The organism is Enterococcus sp. B2E4 (genome assembly GCF_030499455.1).
Lineage (GTDB): Bacteria > Bacillota > Bacilli > Lactobacillales > Enterococcaceae > Enterococcus_D > Enterococcus_D casseliflavus.
The window spans coordinates 26268-44774 of the sequence record NZ_JAUKPK010000027.1; the positions used below are offsets into that span (position 1 = coordinate 26268).

General features: G+C 31.2%; 11 protein-coding genes and 3 pseudogenes. 3 read left to right on the plus strand and 11 right to left on the minus strand.

The window, feature by feature from the left end:
* Positions 1–326: 326 nt before the first annotated feature.
* Positions 327–659, plus strand: a pseudogene (locus Q1X33_RS15485) (tyrosine-type recombinase/integrase); the annotation flags it as partial.
* Positions 660–1846: 1187 nt separating this feature from the next.
* Here Q1X33_RS15485 and Q1X33_RS15490 read toward each other — a convergent pair.
* The 10 genes and pseudogenes from Q1X33_RS15490 to Q1X33_RS15535 form a co-directional block, all read right to left on the minus strand.
* Positions 1847–2542, minus strand: a pseudogene (locus Q1X33_RS15490) (phage tail protein); the annotation flags it as partial.
* An 80-nt stretch (positions 2543–2622) separates the two neighbouring features.
* A complete protein-coding gene (locus Q1X33_RS15495; protein WP_003128383.1) occupies positions 2623–3417 on the minus strand; it encodes a hypothetical protein in 795 nt (264 codons plus the stop codon).
* Between the two features lie 76 nt (positions 3418–3493).
* Positions 3494–6694, minus strand: coding sequence for a polysaccharide lyase 8 family protein (locus Q1X33_RS15500; RefSeq protein WP_262118846.1), 3201 nt, complete (start codon positions 6692–6694; stop codon positions 3494–3496).
* Between the two features lie 399 nt (positions 6695–7093).
* Complete coding sequence (locus tag Q1X33_RS15505; protein ID WP_005227409.1) at positions 7094–7537, minus strand: PTS sugar transporter subunit IIA; 444 nt, start codon at positions 7535–7537, stop codon at positions 7094–7096.
* 2 nt (positions 7538–7539) lie between these two features.
* A complete protein-coding gene (locus Q1X33_RS15510; RefSeq protein WP_301969795.1) occupies positions 7540–9441 on the minus strand; it encodes a heparinase II/III family protein in 1902 nt (633 codons plus the stop codon).
* 54 nt (positions 9442–9495) lie between these two features.
* Positions 9496–10311, minus strand: coding sequence for a PTS system mannose/fructose/sorbose family transporter subunit IID (locus tag Q1X33_RS15515; RefSeq protein WP_003128376.1), 816 nt, complete (start codon positions 10309–10311; stop codon positions 9496–9498).
* Complete coding sequence (locus Q1X33_RS15520; RefSeq protein WP_003128374.1) at positions 10301–11131, minus strand: PTS sugar transporter subunit IIC; 831 nt, start codon at positions 11129–11131, stop codon at positions 10301–10303. Before Q1X33_RS15520 ends, Q1X33_RS15515 begins: the two co-directional genes overlap by 11 nt.
* Before the next feature lie 13 nt (positions 11132–11144).
* Positions 11145–11645, minus strand: a complete 501-nt coding sequence (locus Q1X33_RS15525) for a PTS sugar transporter subunit IIB (RefSeq protein ID WP_005227402.1) — start codon at positions 11643–11645, stop codon at positions 11145–11147.
* A gap of 17 nt (positions 11646–11662) precedes the next feature.
* Positions 11663–12850, minus strand: coding sequence for a glycoside hydrolase family 88 protein (locus Q1X33_RS15530; protein WP_005227400.1), 1188 nt, complete (start codon positions 12848–12850; stop codon positions 11663–11665).
* Between the two features lie 2 nt (positions 12851–12852).
* Positions 12853–13605, minus strand: a complete 753-nt coding sequence (locus Q1X33_RS15535; protein WP_003128371.1) for a GntR family transcriptional regulator — start codon at positions 13603–13605, stop codon at positions 12853–12855.
* A 910-nt stretch (positions 13606–14515) separates the two neighbouring features.
* On the opposite strand from Q1X33_RS15535, the gene Q1X33_RS15540 reads away from it, so the two are divergent.
* Positions 14516–14806, plus strand: coding sequence for a hypothetical protein (locus Q1X33_RS15540; RefSeq protein WP_301969796.1), 291 nt, complete (start codon positions 14516–14518; stop codon positions 14804–14806).
* A 348-nt stretch (positions 14807–15154) separates the two neighbouring features.
* A pseudogene (locus tag Q1X33_RS15545) lies at positions 15155–16592 on the plus strand (IS1182 family transposase).
* 68 nt (positions 16593–16660) lie between these two features.
* Here the strand turns inward: Q1X33_RS15545 and Q1X33_RS15550 are convergent.
* Positions 16661–16975: a hypothetical protein gene (locus tag Q1X33_RS15550; RefSeq protein WP_034868824.1), complete on the minus strand. Its 315-nt coding sequence runs from the start codon at positions 16973–16975 to the stop codon at positions 16661–16663.
* Between the last annotated feature and the right edge of the window lie 1532 nt (positions 16976–18507).

The following is an 18507-nucleotide window of genomic DNA, read 5'->3' on the forward strand; positions in this document are numbered from 1 at the left end:
ATTAGCAGGTTAAGTTGATTATGAATATTCACCAGATTATTTGGAGACACCTCTTCAACACGAGAACAATGATATTAATTTTAGATTCGTCTAAGAGTTAAAAAATAAAACATGGTTAGTTGATCAATTAAGCACTATAAACACTAGCTTCCATGAATTACCTAATCCTGAAAGTGAAGTTGATATGGTCATTAAAATCTTCTGAAAAAGAAGCGTTGAAAGAGTGAGCTCTTCTTCAACGCTTCTTTTATTGATTCAAATTGCAATAACATTTGAACGAGTAATCTGATTTCTAAGCAGTTGTAAAACTCCTTGTGGCGGATAATAGAATGATTATAACGATTCTATATTGATATAATATATATTAACAAAAATAGTTTTTATTCGCTACAGACTAAGACAAGATCCACTATACTCAAGTAGTCAACGATTGGTTAAATTGGATTTACAAAAAGACACCGATGGAGCCGCAAATTACTCCACGTGAATTTAGGCATACCCATTGTAGCTTATTGTCTGAAAGTGGTGCTTCGATAATAGAAGTACAAGAACGATTAGGTTATAAAGATATTAAAACTACCATGAATATCTATGCTCATGTCACACCACAATCTGTTAAGAAAACTGGTGACCGATTTGCAAAATTTATGGGCGAATAATTCCAAACGTATCCAACCATTAAAATCCAAATAAAAAACGCTCGAAACGCTTTAATATCAACGTTTCGAGCAATAAAATAGTTGTTACCCCACACTACCTTCCATTTAACGATTTTCTATCTAAGTACGCGCAAATACTGTTATATCAATAAAAAATCTCTAAAAGTTATCTTCTAAAATCCATATATTCACAACTATTTTTACAAATAGATAGTTTTTAGATAGCTTTTTTTAGCTGGGGGCAATCAATTGTTCTATAAATTTTTTCTTCTTATCTTCATCAAATTTCCTTGGTAAATAAATGACTTGCTAAGGCAAGCTTGTACATAATTATATTCATATTACTTGCAGTAATTTAGTTTATGCTATAAATTAGTTAGTGCGTGCAATACTTTAAGAAGAGTAGTTAGGCGGTGAAAACTTGGGGAAGTGCGCCTAATACTCTTCTTGTTTATTTTATCATTATTTCAACGTAATAGAAATTATTGATTAGAAATCTCTTATATATGTTCTTAACTTTAAAATTTTACCCATTTATATTAATTATAGGATTAAAATCTCCATTTTATTAATTAAACATATTGATAGAAAGTTAAGAATGATGTAAATTTGTATTAGAGGTGATTCTATGAAAGTTGATAAACTACATTATAGAAAAGTCATTAACAGCGCAAGGCACCTAGAATACAATTCGATACGATACTTTCAGTCTTCGTCTGACCAAAGCAACCTCGAGAAAATTAATGAAGAATTAGACTATTTAATTAAAAATGATGTTTATCACAAGATAGCACGTACATCTCGAAAATCGTTTTTGGGAGATCAGATAATTATTAGAAAAAATTTGGAACAGGATTTTAAACTTTTAGAGAAGTATATAACTTTTTTTGACCAGCATGAAATTTGAAAAACTTTTTTATCTACGTGTGACACTCCTCCCCGAGAGTGGTTGTTTTTTTTGCAAAAAAAATGGCACAGCATATTTTCATACGCCGCGCAAGGGGAACTATGTTCCGTCATCATAATAATTATATAGTAATTTACTGAATAGGCAAAGTAACACGCTTATTGAACATTGATATTTTCAAACTCAATCATAATTTTCGCTTTTCTAATCATCCTCCTAGTACATGGTGTTGCAAGCATAACAAAAAAGACACCCAGCCGATAAGCTAGATGCCTTATATTTATCCTCCCACGCCGGCAAGTGCTTGTTTGCTTGCACGGTAAAATTTACGGTTCATTTTGTTTAATTCGCTCGGGTTATTCGCATCGACATTCCCAATGTGGATATGTTGTTCCACTTTAGCAGGCTGTACTTTGCCGCCAATGCCTTTGCGTTTTTCTTCGTTTGATAACGGAGTAACGGTCGTCTTACCGTTTTTATTCGTAAGTAATTCTGGTCCAGCTTCACCAACGATCGCTTGACCATTCAATACATGACCGCCTTTTGCTAGATAAGGTAATTCTCCAATACTGAAGCTTTTAACACCAACACCAGGTACCCATTTTGGAACCTTGATATTATTCAGCCCTCGAATAAATCCGTTGATAAGTCCGATCATGTTGTTTAGTGGCATTTTCGCAATCGCAACAATTCCATCGAAGATACCACCAAAAATGTTTACAATACCATTCCAAGCTCGTTCCCAATCCCCTGTGAAAACTCCAGTGATAAAATCAATAAAACCAGTGAATATGCGTTTACCAGCTTCGAATACGTTGGAAATATTTGTCCAAAGTCCTTCGAATACTCCACTAATGTATCCCCCAATAAAGTTGAACACCTCAACGGCGACATCTGAAACACCTTGAAAGAATGCATTAACGCCATTTCTAAACCATTCAACCTTATTATAGGCGAGAACTAATCCTGCAATAAGCAAGGCAAATGGTTCATACTAATAACAAAATAACATACACAGGAACTAATTTTGAAATCTTTTTTCCTCATATAACATAACTATTTTGATACCTCTCTTCCGTATGCTTCAAATTGAGTTAACGCTGGAAACGGAGATTCATCTTCATTCTTAATGAGATTTTTTAATGTAATCTTTGTTGTTTTTATGAAAGGAAAATCAAAATATTGACGATTCAGTTCATTAGTTGTTTCTAAGGTTTTTTCTTCACCTTCTGAAAAAACAACTGAAATCTGTGTCCAAAAACTATCATGAGGATAATCACCACGTAAAACTAATGCTAACTTGTCAATTTCAACTTCACGACCAAAATCAATTGTAATCTTTGCGTCTTCATTCTGGTTAATTCCCCATGATTGATATGGATAAGCACCATGACCTTCATTTGCTAATATACCATCAATCGCATTACGAGCAAAGAATGTTGAGTCATTTCGTGTCTCGACATTAGCAAATGCATGAGGGTAAGTATTCGTAACATCCTTTTGATCGTGTGCATTACGTGCTAAATTGCGGTAACTATGAATTTCGTTTTCTGTAGGTAACCAAGCTCTTATATAATGACGATCTCCTGTAAAAATTTTAGGTGAATATGCTAAACGTAACTTCTCATCTAAGATAATCGGAAATTTCCATTTTTTTTCTGTTAAATAAATTAGGCTTGGTTCAATAGCTTCATCTACCTGAACCCATACAAATTGATTAGCTTTATCTAAGATTAATTCTACTACTTCCCCTTCTGCATATTCTCTACGTTTCAACGCTAAATAAGTCTCTGTAGAATGACTTCTTTTCATAATAATTTTGTTTTCGTTTTTTAATATTAATGTTAACAATACAATTTCTCCTACTCATCTATTTCTTCATAATATAAAAGCTCATTATTTCTATCCTTCGAGCAAATTATATCCATTAAAGATTTTTATTTCTCTTAGCTCTTTTTTCTTTTTCTAACTGATTTTCTTTTTTCTGCTTATCTTTTTCTGCTTGTTTTTCTTTCTCTTTTTGTTTGTCTTTTAATGCTTTTCTTGTATCTTTATCAATGCTAAGTCTAATAATCGTGCTTTTATCTTTATTTGTTGCTTCTTGTACTATCTCTTGAGATAAGATAGTCTCAATTGTGTCTGAATGATATTCCTCATCTGACGGGTTAAAATATGAAACTCTATACTCATCTTTCTTCTTAATACTATAAACACCTTTTTTAGTTAGTGTTATAGCTCCATCAATCTCAAAAGGCATATCCTCGTATAATACAACTCCCCAACTTTCTTCATCAGCATCATAGACAGCCTGAACAGACGCATTATTTTGCAATATCTTGACTTTATTTGATTCTTCTTTCTTTGCTAGTTCATCATTTGATACATTCGGATACATCACATAAGCATATCTTGTGTCTTCCTTAGAATGTGTTTTATAGAATGTTAAAAAATTATTTTCGTGTAATTGATCTGACTGGCTTGCATTAATATCTTTCCATCTCCCTTGGTTTGTCTTGTTTAGAAAATCTAATGAAGTTTTGTCTAAGAAAATATAGCCAATATTCATTGCTTGGTTATTTGGTGAAGATAACAATAAAGAGTGTACATTCTTTAATTCTACTTTTTCATTATTTAATATCTGCTTATCTCCATTTACATACACATCATATTGTGTTGTGTCAGTATTTTTTCTATTTTCTATTGTAGTAATTGGTTGTGTATCTCCAGTAGTTTGAATATCTGAACCTAAAAATACAACTTTATCATTGAAGATGAACCAAGATTTATTCGCATTTAGTGTCTTATCCCAGTTAGTAAACTCCATAACTATTGAAGCTGTTGTATCATCCAGCTTAGTTGCACCAATAAAACTATTAGGTGATCTAACCATTCCAGACCCATCTTTTCTCTCCGTTGGAATAATAGTGGTTCCCGGGATATGATAAGGATCTACAGTTGCCCAATAATTATCATTGTAATGACTTAAATCCAAATTATATAGATAAACTGCCCCATCTGATGTATACCATCCATGCGAGTTTTCTTCATTCATATACTCATAGTTTTGTGTTGTATCAGAATACATACTTACCCCAATACCAAATTTAGCATTTACATTTTGATAAGCTACTTTATCCATCTCATTAAAAGTTGCTAAACTAGTTGAAAAATCAGTTATTGAAATAGAATCATCTGCTAATAATTTATCCATCAAATCAATATCTTTATATGAATTTAGACTGTCGTATATATCATAGTAGGTATTTCCTTTAACAAATGTTTTAACCAGTTTATTCAATCGATTCTTTTGAGTTTCTTCTGATGAATTAGCTACTCGCATCAAACCTCGAAGAACTTCTCCTCCCGCAGCATGACTTTGAAGCTCCTCTCTACTAACAGCTCGACCTCGGACCATATCCATCATTTCACCTTTGTACATTAACGGTATAAATGAATTTTCTATAAAATTATATAAATTATCTAGCTTGCTAACAGGGAGTAATTCGCTCTCCAATATTACTGGTAGTAATTGTGATAAGCCATCTATTAAAACACTCCCATACGCACCTGTTAAAGCAACATTATCATGGTCTATATATGATCCATCTTCATAAAATCCTGATTCACCAGGTTTCGCATACTCGAAAGCTTGTTGCAAGGATTCTACTGATTTACTGACAATATCTCCATCTTCTCTTAAGGCGCCTGAAATAATTTTTACTCTACCCATATCAACCAAATTGCCACCTAAAGCTTTAAAGGGTGTGCCTAATGTCACTCTAAAATTATAAGGATCAGGTACAAAATAATTAATCGGATTAGTATACATCAATATTTCTGACTGCGTAAAATATGCTTGCATCAGAGACAACGTATTGTTAATAGCACGTGGCGCTCCAATTTCATAATCCCACCAATTACCTTGAAGAGAAGAATTTTCGTTATAGACATTTTTACTCATCCACTCCATTGCGTTTTTTGCAATGCGAATGACTTCTTTATCTTGATAATATTTAGAAGCTGGTTGAGTCACTTGTTTTGAAATTGTTTCAATTCTTCTATATGACTCAGTGATATTAGCAGACACTTTATAGTCTGTAATATCACTCCAAAGTGTTTTAAAATTTTCTTTGTAAGTATATAAAGATATAATGTTTTCTACTGAGGAATCCAAATCTTTATTTTGCTGAACCATTACATGATTATTATCATTGTAATAAGAATTTCCAGCAATAATTCCATTCCATTGATTAAGCATTTTATTAAACTTTGTTTCATTATATGAAGAAATAACCAAAGGAATTTCCATCATAAAAATACCTTTTTCATCCAAAATTTTTACAGTTGTTTCTCCTTCTTTAACAGGATACAACATCCCTTCTTCTTCGGTTGCTAGTGAAGAATCACTTACAACGTATTTATAATTTTCTTGTTTGGTCACATAAATATTGTTTGTATTGATCTCAATTTTATCTTCGATTGTAATAACATCATCTTCTTCAATCTGCTTCTCTAAAAACGATACGTCATCATAATAAAGTGTCCCTATACCTTTTTCAAAGAACAATTCAATAGTGACAAAACTAGTTTCTGGATTTGGTTCGAAGTCTTGCGTAATTGTTTGCCAATCAGTTGTTCCCTTAACAGATTTTGAATACCATAAATTAGTTTGACCATTTTCATTCTGCTCATTAATTCGTACACGAGCCACATTTGTTAACTCATCCGTTTTTACTTTGAATGAAAGCTGATAAAGTTTATTAGGATCTACTTCAATTTTTTGTGTTATCCCTACACGAAAATCATCTTTTAAACTAGATAATACTATTTGATTGTTAGCATTCACTTCAGCTGTATAGTCTGCAGAAGTCATATCTCTAGGTATCCATATACCCCAACTACTTGGTTTATTTCCTGACCACTTACCTTCTTGAGATTCAATATTTGAGAAATCACCGTTCTGCACTAAATTAGAATTACCTTGATTATCATCAGATTGTATTACTGTTTTATCTATAGATTGTTCTGCTTCATTAACTGATTCTGGTTCCTCTGCTAAGGCATTTAAACTTGTAGATGTCAATAGTGCTAAAACAAACAAGCTCTTCACTACTATTTTATTTTTCATAATTATTCTCCTTGTCGTATATTATAATAAAAGTCAAATTAACACCTATTAGGTTATTCTTTATAAATCAAACGATACACCCCTTGAATTAATTCTTAATTATCATAAATTTCTCCCTCGATATATCTTAGTTTCTAAAATGCAACCGTCCTGAAAGGCGATTAGAGAGTTAATAAAAAATATTTTTAAGCGTAAATATTAAAAAAATTACTCCTATACTGGTTTACTTCCGAAAAAATGTATACGTTTTCAAAAAAAGTTCCGTATGAGCTTATTAAAGTTAAATAAACTGTAACAATATTAGGTTATCACTGAGTTGAAAGATATGCCTTCAATCGGAAAAACATTTATTATTACAGCTTATTCAATTTTGTACTATATTTGGTTAAGTGATTCTAATTAAATCCCATCTGAAAAATCCTCTGTGTCATTTTTAAAGTATTCACTAATTGACTCTAATCTACTAATTCCGTCTTTCCCAGTTTGAAGCAACTGATTAACTAATTCTTGAGAACTTGACATTCCTAATCTAAGTATTGAACCTTCTACCAACATCGATAAGTTAGTACCTGAAACTATCTCAATACCACCTTGGTTCATTACTATTTCTGCAGCAATCTTGAATGGAGTTCCACCCAAAAGGTCTGAAAAAATAATTATTTCTGATACCTCTTTTTTAAGAGTATCAATACTTGCAACAATTTCATTTTTGAAAACTTCTAATGTCATTTCAGGTAAAAAAGGAATTACCTTAACCTTTTCTTGTTTTCCAGTAATCATTTCCATGGCACCGTGAATTCCCGGCGCATAAGTTCCGTGTCCTGTAATAATAAACCCAATCATAACTATTCCCCTACCTTTTTTCTGAAGATTTTGTGTTTCCCATATAATAAACGTCCTTGGTCCCCTAAATAAAGCTTATCGCCTCTAAAAGTATCATATGCACTGTGATAATATTCATAAACTTCTCCTTGATTAGTAGTCATTTTTACTCCAAAACATAACAGCATATCACAAGGATCTGATTGATTATTTTGATAACAATCAACTTTTTCAACTTCCACTTGATTCCAAGGATAAAAACATTCATACGTCACTAAATTATTATTAAATGACTGTTCAAGCAATATTTCTTCATATTGCTCTTTTTCATTATATTTAGGTGACCATGTTTTCTTATTAATAGCCACGTGGGCTTGATTTCCAACAAGTAATGCAAATGGAGTTGACTTTAATAAAATATTATTTTCTTGTTTATCTAGCTGAAGATTATCTCCCATTTGGTAACGTGTGCTCAAAATATGGTTCCCAGGACAATCTGTTGTATTTACCACTAGGATAACCATTAACTTCTTAAAATAAATAATTGTTCTTTTGAAGATAACTAAATTATTCTCTTGCTTTCCATGCCAACTAATCTCAAATAATACATACTCCCTATCTTCAAAACTCTTATGAAAAATTGGTTCTGCCATCGTTCTATACGACCAAGATGAATCTATTTGAGTTAACGGCTTCCCATCAACAATTAATGAACTGTGACTAAACTCTTCTTTTAAATAACTTCTTAAAGGAACCTCAAGATATGTATACCTTCCTGGATCCTTTATTAGTTCTTTTCCTTGATAATCCAAAGTAATAGATCCTAAAGACCCGTGACCATGCCCACTACCATGTCGTCCATTAAATAAAGTTAAATAAATATTCGCGTCTTTATATGCTAGAAAACCACTTTCACCTGTTTCAAATAGATTGGGTAACAGTTTCTTCTTTTCTGTATTAATTTTTTTTCCAGTATAAAAAATTCCTGGTGTTTTATTCATATTTATATCCAAAAAACCTAATAATTCATAGATGCTGTAAACATATGTGAAATCCACTGCATCACTATCATGTAAAGATAATAAATTAAAAGCATGATCGCAATAATAATAACTAACGTTAATTGCTTTTTCTAAAATAGACTGTATATGTGCAGGGAAAGAATGTTCTAAGTAATAGCTATTTAACCATAATTGCAACATACAAATGGTAACTTCATGATGATACATGGGGCTTTGCTCCCACTGGATTCCATCATCATAAAATTGAATTTCAAGTGCCTCTGTTAAAGTTGTCCATGCCCATTCTTCTGTTTCTTTATCAACTAATTCTGGTAATAATTGACTAGTAGATAAAACTCCTGTTATAGCTAATACACCCCAGTTACTTAAGTAACTTTTGTTAGGAAAATTTTTTTTTAAGTAAATAATCTGTTTAATGATAGATTTTTCTAATTTAATTTTCTCTGTACTGGATAATTGATTAGTCAAATCAGAAATGTAAATAAAACTTTTCATCCAATTATTTAAACGTAACCCTACATCTAAACTTCGCCATACATGAGGACTCTTCTCTTGCCAGTCAATAAAAGAAAAGAGATATTTTTTCCAAAGCTTAAAATACACTTCTTCTTTTGTATAAGCGTATAGAATTCCTAAGTCTACAAGATATCCATTACGACTAGCCATGTAACACCACTCTAAATCGCCATTTGGACTTTCTTCCAAATTAGTTAAGTCTAGGTTGTAAGGTGTGCTTACTGCTTCCATATCTAAGGAGTCGTTAAATATAATTTGCCCTTTTTTTAAGTAATTTCCTCTATTAATAATCGTATCAAAAAAAATTCTATTTTTTGATACTTCCTCTTTTATAGACTGATTTTTAAAAAATTCATTATTATATTTTTCAATTAATTTAAAATCCATCAATAGATCCTTTCAAAAAAGGAGTTAATAAATTATATTAACTCCTTTTTAAGTTTATCCTAATATACCTAAAAGAGAACCTAAAATTCCGATCGCAAATAATAAAATTAACAAACGGTATGTTGACCAGTTACGTTTCTTAATTAAATAAAAAACAATAATAGTAAGTACAACAGGTAACAATTTGGGTAAAATCTTATCTAAAATTTCTTGAAGAGAGATAATTTGTTCTGTATCATCTGCCATTATAGAAGTATATTGAATAGGGATATTAGCTTTTACAAAGGTAGTAGAAAGCCCCGCAATTACTGTAACTCCAACGATGTTAGCTGCAGCAGATATTTTACTAATTTGCTCACTTAATGTATCAATAATACTTGTTCCTAATTTGAACCCTAAATATCCTGAAAACATTTTAATAACAAACATTGATACCAACATTGATACCCAGAATCCCATAGGAGCAAATCCTAAACCATCTAATGCTAGCCCAGCAAATATAGTAGAAAATAAAGGAGCAATCCCAAATTGTGCTAATGAATCACCAATACCTGACAGAGGTCCCATTAAAGCCATTTTAATACTTCGAGCATCTTCAATTTCTTCTCCATGATCATACATAGCCAATTGCATACTTGTAACAAATGGAGCCATATGAGGATTTACATTATAAAATTCAATATTAGCACCAGCTGTTTCTTTTAGTTTTTCTGGATCATCTGCATATATCTTCTTTAAGGCTGGTAAAATACTATACAAATATCCAGTTCCTTGGTAAACATTATAGTTAAATCCATTTTGCAAAAGATAAGACCGTAGTGCAGTTTTCATATAGTCTTTTTGTGTTAATCTGTTTTGTTTAGATTCCATTAGAAAAATCCTCCTCCGCAAAATTAGATAAGTCATGGTATGATTCTTTATCATTTTTTGTTTCAGTCTTATTTATTGAATCTTTATCTTGGTTTGCATAAAAAGTAATTAAGGCAAAGAAAGTTCCTACTAAAGCAATTGCCATTGTTGGCAATTCTAAGTATGCTGCACAAATATATCCGAGTAATGCATACGACATAAGTTTTTTATCTAGCATAACAGAAAGAATCATTGCAAAACCAATTGCAGGAATTAATCCGCCTGAAACTGAAAATCCTGTAATCAACCACTCTGGTAACGCTTCTACAAAAGCTTGTAAAGCTGGACGTGATACCGAGGCAAAGAAACCAATCGCACATCCAGTAACAAAGAAACTTACAAATGTCAAATTAGCTAACAAATTAAATTGTTTAAAATTACCTTTTTTAATTAAATTTCTTGCATTATTTGTAGTACCAGCAAATAGTGAGTAAAGCGCAGTTGTTACTAATTGAAACAGTACGGCAAACGGAAAGGATAATGCCAAGGCCGATTCTGGTGTTACTCCTTGGTCCTTCAAAGTAATTGCCATTATTGTACCTACAATACCAGGACCTACTGGATTAGGAGGTACTGTTCCTCCTGCTCCTACGCCAAATCCCATATAAGCAAGTTCAGCAATAGCCCCCATGGTAATAGCTGTTGGAATGTCATTTAAAACAACTCCAACAAAAAATGACATTACTAACGCACGATTTGTATAAATCCCCAACAATTGACCTGCATAGCAAAAACCAGTGATTAAAGCAATTAACAGTGCTTGTGTCATTGAAATATCCATATAATTTTTCTCCTTATCCTAAAATATTTTCCAATTTTTCTAGTGATTGTGCTCCATCATTTGATATTGGTGATGTTTTAGTGTTAAATGAGCATCCATATTTGTCTCGTAAAGTTCTTAACGACTCTTTATCCTCTTCACCTAAATAAATAAATTGTGAAATCTTCTCTTTACCTTCTTTTGCATGAATATTCCCAACATTCACTTCCCCAACTGGAAAACCTTGTTCTGCTAATGTCAATACAGCTTTTGGAGATGACACAATCACAAAAATCGATTGACTAGGTAACGCTTTCCAAATTACTTTTGCTGTTCTTTCAAGATCCCAAAAACGTAAAGCTATATCTTGAGGAACAACTGATTTCATCAACGACTGTTGCATACTATCTGAAGATACTTTATCATCTGCACAAATAACTAAGTTAACACCTAAACTTTTTATCCACAGCTGTCCTTGCCCATGAATCAATCTTTCATCAATTCTAATCATCTTAATATTTGGCTTCTCATCCATTTACATTTCCCCCTTTATTACCAATACATTTTCCAGTCTTTATAAAAACGAATAAGTGCTTCTAAATAGTAGTAATCCCCCCATATATTTCCTTCATCTACTCCTTTACCACTGTGCCAAGAATAAACGCCATGATTTATTAATGCTACAGTTCCTTGACTCAACTGTTCTGTATAACTGTCAATTAAACTTTCTAATATGCTATGCTGTGCATAAGTATAAACTTGTTTTTTATCAAAAGACTCTGGTAAGTACTTGTTCATTAAATTCATCCCACAAACAGCAATAGCAGCAGTAGAAGAATCTCTTGATTGTTGTGATTGATCATCAAAAATCAAATCCCAATAACAAATTAAATCTTTTGGCAAACGATTTAAGAAGTAATTAGTAACTGCTTCATAACTAACAAAATCATCCTCTTTTGGTCTGAAATTATAATTTAACGCAATACCATAAATCAACCAACTTTGTCCACGTGCCCAACTTGAATCATCAGCATACCCTTGACGAGTCCTTCCTCCAACAGGCTTTCCCGTTTCTGGATCAAAATAAAATGTATGGAATGATGATGCGTCCTCCCTTATTGCATTAGCAATTGTTGTTTGATAGTGCTTATCCGCTACTTCACTATATTTAGGATCTCCTGTTTCTTCAGAAGCCCAATAAAGTAATGGGATATTCAATAAACAATCAACAATTAATCGATAATTATCTTTAGTTCCTAATTCTCCCCAAGCTTGTATAAACTTTCCTTTCTCTTGGTAGCGAGTCATCAACTTATCTGCGGCTAAAATACCTGCTTTTCTACCCTTTTTATTTCCTGTAAGTTTGTATGATGCTACACAAGAAGGCGAGAATAAGAAACCCATATCATGATGATCCACTGCAATATTTTTTTCAATTCTTTCTAAAAAGCTATCCACATGTTTATCTGCTAATTGTTTGTATTTTTCATCCTGTGTATATTCATAAGCTAACCACAACATTCCTGTCCAAAAACCTGTTGTCCATTCTACATTTTCAATTGTTTGATAACTATGGTTAATCGTATTAGGAGATGGAAATCGTTCACCTAGACGGCTCATGTTGTGATCAATCTTTTGAATAGCTTCTTCAATCGCTTTTTCAACTTTCTCTTTAGTCAATAAGCCATTATTCATAAAACGATGACTATCTTTTAAAACTTCAACATTTAACTTGTTCATACTTATATCCCTTCATATTCAATCTTAATTGCATAATGTTTGTAATGAATTAATGTCGTTGAAAATTCAATAGCTTTTTTATGATTATCAAAATAAGTTTTATTAAATTTAACAATCGGTAAATTTAATGCCCAATCAACATACAGCATTTCTTCAGGAATTAAATTTAAAACATCACTTTCATTTGCTACTACACTAAACTTAATTTCTTGATTCATTGGTAATTGCTTTAATTGGCTCTTTTTTTTATACTCCTCTGATAAACTCCCCCCAGATTGTAATTGAACTATCATATCATCTGTTAACATTTCATCTGACACATAGCGAATTTGAATTTTCCAAATCAAGTCATCAATCATAGCTATTTGAACAATCTGAGTTAGACTTGCATCTTCTTTTAAATTCAATTTTTTTGCAATTTCCTTCTGTAGAACACTACGATAAAATTTTGTTATTGTTTTTTCAGTTGCTTCTTTAATAGTTTCTTCTGATTTCCTTTTAATAAAAGGCCCTAATTCATCAAAGTACACTTTCTTATGACGTAAATTCCTTCTTACATACGTACCTTCACCTTGTCTTCTAATTAAATATCCTTCCAAAACTAAATCCTGCAAAGCTCTGACAACTGTCGTATTACTAACACCATAAATTCTCTTGAGTTCTCCTTCGGAGTAAATTTTTGTCCCTGTTTCAAATTCTCCAGTATTAATTTTCTCAATAATGTCTTGTTTTATTATTTCATACTTAGGTAACATTATTTTATCTTTCCTCTCTTACTTAACGTGTTGACTTAGCTAATAATACCACAAAAACCCACTTTGTAAACCCTTTTATTTCAAAAAAACGTAAAAATAATAAAAGTTATAGCGTTATGTTAGCTGAAGCTTAATTAATAATCTTTACCATAAAACTTAATATGTTTATCTAACATCAATATAGATGAATAATTAACTAATTAAAAATATCTATTCTACTTTATTACTTTCTATTTTTTTATTAGAAAAACTATAGTGAATTATTAGTTAGATAAGTTTTCTTGTAATAAAGTTTCATTGTCATCTTTAAGAATAATACAAATGACAATTATTTGACTTGATTGATGATATTTTAACACTTTAATACAACATGTTATGTTTCTATTATTTTTTCAAACTCTTTTTATAAAATTTCAACATCAATATTCTATGGTTTAATACTTAATTATGCTCAACTTACTTCGTTTTTAAGAATGATTTATAGATTAAAACTGGTAATTTGGCTAACAAAATATATCATGTTTATACATAAACAATTTATAATTGAACTATTTAAGTGAGTTGATGAAGGGCATATGAATTGGGCATTCTAAATAAAATCAAAAACTTTTAGGTATCTGATCACAGAAATATTGTTTAATTGAAAACTATAAAAAATGTTCATACCGCTTTTACCAAAGGAGGAACAAGAATTGTTGATCAGAGCCCTACCATTGTTAATTCTCGTAGCATTTTATATTATTACTATTAAAATAAGAAGTGCAAATAATATTACTAAAACAACTAAATACGTTTTCTACTTTTTTGTTCTTTTAGGAGGGGGAGCGCTCCTTTATATTGGATTTATTTTGTTGTTTTTTGGTACAAATTTTTGAAGATGAAAGGAAATTTATAATTATGAGAAAGATACTTGTTTTTTTTTGGAATGCTTTTTATAATACTAGTATTTAACCCTACAATTTCAGCTGTGGATGAAGAACACTCTAGTGATTCTGAAGTGCCACAATTTGCAGTAGAGTTACTAGAAAAGATCAATCAATATGGTATCAGTTTTAAAAACGATGATAGATATTTTGATTTTGAAGCTGCTATCGCTAAGCAAGAAGGAGATTTAATAATACAATCTGGTGAAGCATTTAACAGTATTAAAACAGAGAATGAAACTTCACCTTATTTAAGACTCAGAATATCCAGACTATAATATAGAAATTATTTTGGTCCATGCAAAAAAAAGAAGAATCCTATTGATGATTTAGATAGAACATGTAAGGCGTGTGAAGGTTGTTACAAGTGGGGTGGAATAATACAACATGTGTAATAAGGATTTATGTAAAGCATTAGTTCCTGTTATGCAATTAGCATAATAAAACACTACTAAACTTGTTTACTCTACTGCTGTGTATAAATATCTTAGCTGTGGAAAACTCTTATAATAAAAGAAAAAACAAATCCTTAGTATTTGTTTCAGACTATAGACAAAGTACTAGTTTTTAGTGCTTTGTCTTTTTTTATCCGTTAAAATAAGAGTATCAAATGGAGGTGTATCCAGATGCTCTCAAAACAAGATATGAGTAAACGCGCACAAATCGGTTTCTTTTCTCTTGAAGACTTGGTCCCACAGGACCATTTATTGCGGCAAATAGATCAATGTATTGATTTCTCCTTTATTTATGAATTGATTAAAGAGAAATACGATGAAATCCAAAGACGTCCTAGCTTGGATCCTATTCTTCTAATTAAATTACCAATGATTCAATATCTATTTGGTATTAAAAGTATGAGACAAACAATTAAAGAAATAGAAGTGAATATCGCTTATCGCTGGTTTTTAGGTTTGAGTTTAGAAAATCCTGTTCCTCATTTTTCAACATTTGGTAAAAACTATACGCGACGGTTCAAAGGAACAGATCTCTTTGAAAAAATTTTTTATGAAATTCTAGAACAATGTATCGCTGAAGGTATCGTAGATACTTCCGAAGTATTTATTGATAGTACGCATATTAAAGCACATGCGAATCGTAACAAAAAAGAATCTGTCGAAGTAATGGAACAAGCTGTTTTTTATACAGATAAGCTGACAAAAGAAATCACCAAGAATCGAGAAAAACATTTAAAAAAGCCCTTAAAAAAAACAAACATAGAAAGTAAAACTTCCTTGAAAAAAAGAAGTACGACTGATCCTGAAAGTGGTTGGTTTCATAAAGGTGAACACAAAGAAGTTTTTTGCCTATAGCTCACAAGTGGCGTGTGATCAATATGGATGGATATTAGGTTATACTACACACCCGGGGAACTTTCATGACAGTCGTACGTTTGTTTCTTTATTTAACAAGCTCAAAGGAGCCTTTCCCCTAGAAAAATTAATTATGGACGCTGGGTATAAGACACCAGCAATTGCACAATTACTACTCGAACATAAATTGACCCCAATTTTCCCATACAAACGTCCTATGACTAAAAAAGGCTATTTCAAGAAACATGAATATGTTTATGACGATTACTATAATTCTTATATCTGTCCCAATAATAAAATACTCTCTTATACCACTACCAATCGCAAAGGATATATCGAATACAAAAGCAATCCCAAGGATTGTAAAAATTGTCCTTTCTTAGCTAAGTGTACCAACTCAAAAAATCATACCAAAGTAATCACTAGACACATTTGGGCTGAAGCTATAGAGACCTGTGAAGAGATACGCCATCTAAGTTGGTTCAAAGAACTTTATAAAAAGAGAAAAGAAACCTTTGAACGAATTTTTGGGACAGCAAAAGAATTTCTTGGGCTACGTTATACCAATCAAATAGGAATTGAAAAAATGCACATGAAAATTGGGCTTACTTTTGCGTGTCTTAATATGAAAAAGCTAGCAAAAATAAAAAGGATCAAAGCGCAAAAGAGGCGTTTTCCTAAAGGAAAACTGCCTAATCTATCGATTATCCATAGAATATTACATAGAAAAAAGACAAACCTCATGTTTGTATAAGGTTTGTCTACAGTCTGAAAGAAACGTTGAAGGAATAATTATTCTTTCAACGTTTCTTTTATTGTTTTTCAGTTTACGGTCTTACCTGAGCGAATAATCTGATTTCTAAATGATTGGAAAACTTCTTGTGGTTGATAATAATCTGTATCTATTTCAAATGTTTCTGAGAATAATTCATTGAATTTTTCTACTGAAATGATGATTTTACCATTCTCCTCTCGACTGTTTTCTATTATTTCTGCCTCTAATTCAAATAAATCTAGTGACGAACTAAAATCATAAATCCTGTCATATTGAACAAAAAAATCAAGAAAAAGTTGCTCAAACTCTTCCTTATTTATCACTAGTGTTTCAAGCGGAACAACTTTATTTTCATCAACCATTCTTCCAATTTCCTCACTTTCTTTTTCAATTGTCCATTGTTGCGGACGTATCAGATTTTCTCTATCATTTTCAGTGTATAGATCACTTGTAATACACAACAATGCTTTGTAAACTTATTTTTTTAGTTAGTCGAATCTTTTTAAATGTGCGTTTCATACCATGCGCTTGATATATTTTCTCCTATTTTTTAAATCGTTTATCACAACTTTTATCGTTTTTTCTTCTGAAAAAAATCTTGTTTACATTGTTACATAGATTCCAAAAAGATACATTACTAGTAGAAACAACAAGATTAATTTTACTTCCCACTGAAATGGGAAGTATATTTTAAATATTTTTTCTCCTTCAACTTACACTATAAAGCATCTTAATCACACGATATGCTAGCCACTAAATTCATCATATTTGATTCCTTTTTTAAGATAATGTAGCATCTTTTTATCCAATAACGCAATTGTTTTTAAGGTTAAATTTCTTAAGATGGTACATTTCAAAATGGCATTTGACATATGAAACAAAAAAGAAAGAAAAGAGCATAAGGGAAAACTGATAGCACCTTCCTACAGGAAGGTTGCTAAGTTGGCTGTCCCAACTGGTTTTCTTTCAAAATCACTTCATATTTTTTGATATCACAAAAAAATCCATTTTGGACCTATTTTCGGTCATAATATAGTACCTACTTTTGGTCATAGTTTCGTCCGTAGTTTTGGTCATAGTGACTAAAGCTTTTACGCACAAAAAAAGAGTGGCAAAATAAAGCTTGCCACTCTCTTTTCTCTTCACAAAATTGGTTTAAATTTGCTTTCTTTAACACTTCATTTATATCATAGCAATTACAATGTTTACACTACATCATTCCTAATTTTAACGGTTGTTCCTCTTTATATTTTTTAAGTTCTACATTTTTTGCGTTTAATTGCTTTTCTCTTTTCATTATATTCCGCTCCAAATTTCTCTTTAATACTGACAATAGAATTACATATTTTTGCTAAACTTCCTTAAAAAAATTAGATCTCGATTACTCAAATTTGCTTGCAGACTTTTCTAAGTGCTTTGTTTTTTCTTCATAATTATTTGATTTCATTTCCATTTTCTTCTATTGAAAATTTATTATTTTTATTAGTCGTACGCATAGAACCGATTTCATTTTTTTATCTATTTGATTATCTAGCGTTTGAAATTTTAAGTTTTGATTGGCTTTATAAATATCTTTTTACACTACTTTATTTTATTTACAAAATTTATTTTCTTGCTTACTTTGGTTATAGTTTCATTCGTCACTTCGGTGATATTTTTTCAATATACAAATAAAAAGAGTTGAACCTAGTGTATATCGGTTCAACTCTTTTGCAAGTTTCATGGGACATACTATCACTTTTAATCTGACAGATGTAAACCTCTCTTTATTTTTTTGTTACTCCAATTTTAAACAATAGCTCCTTTATATGTTGTCAATATTGCTCTACATATTCTAACTCTTTTACCCATTCTTTCACTGAACTGGAAGAGAATAACAGCTTAATCCCCAATA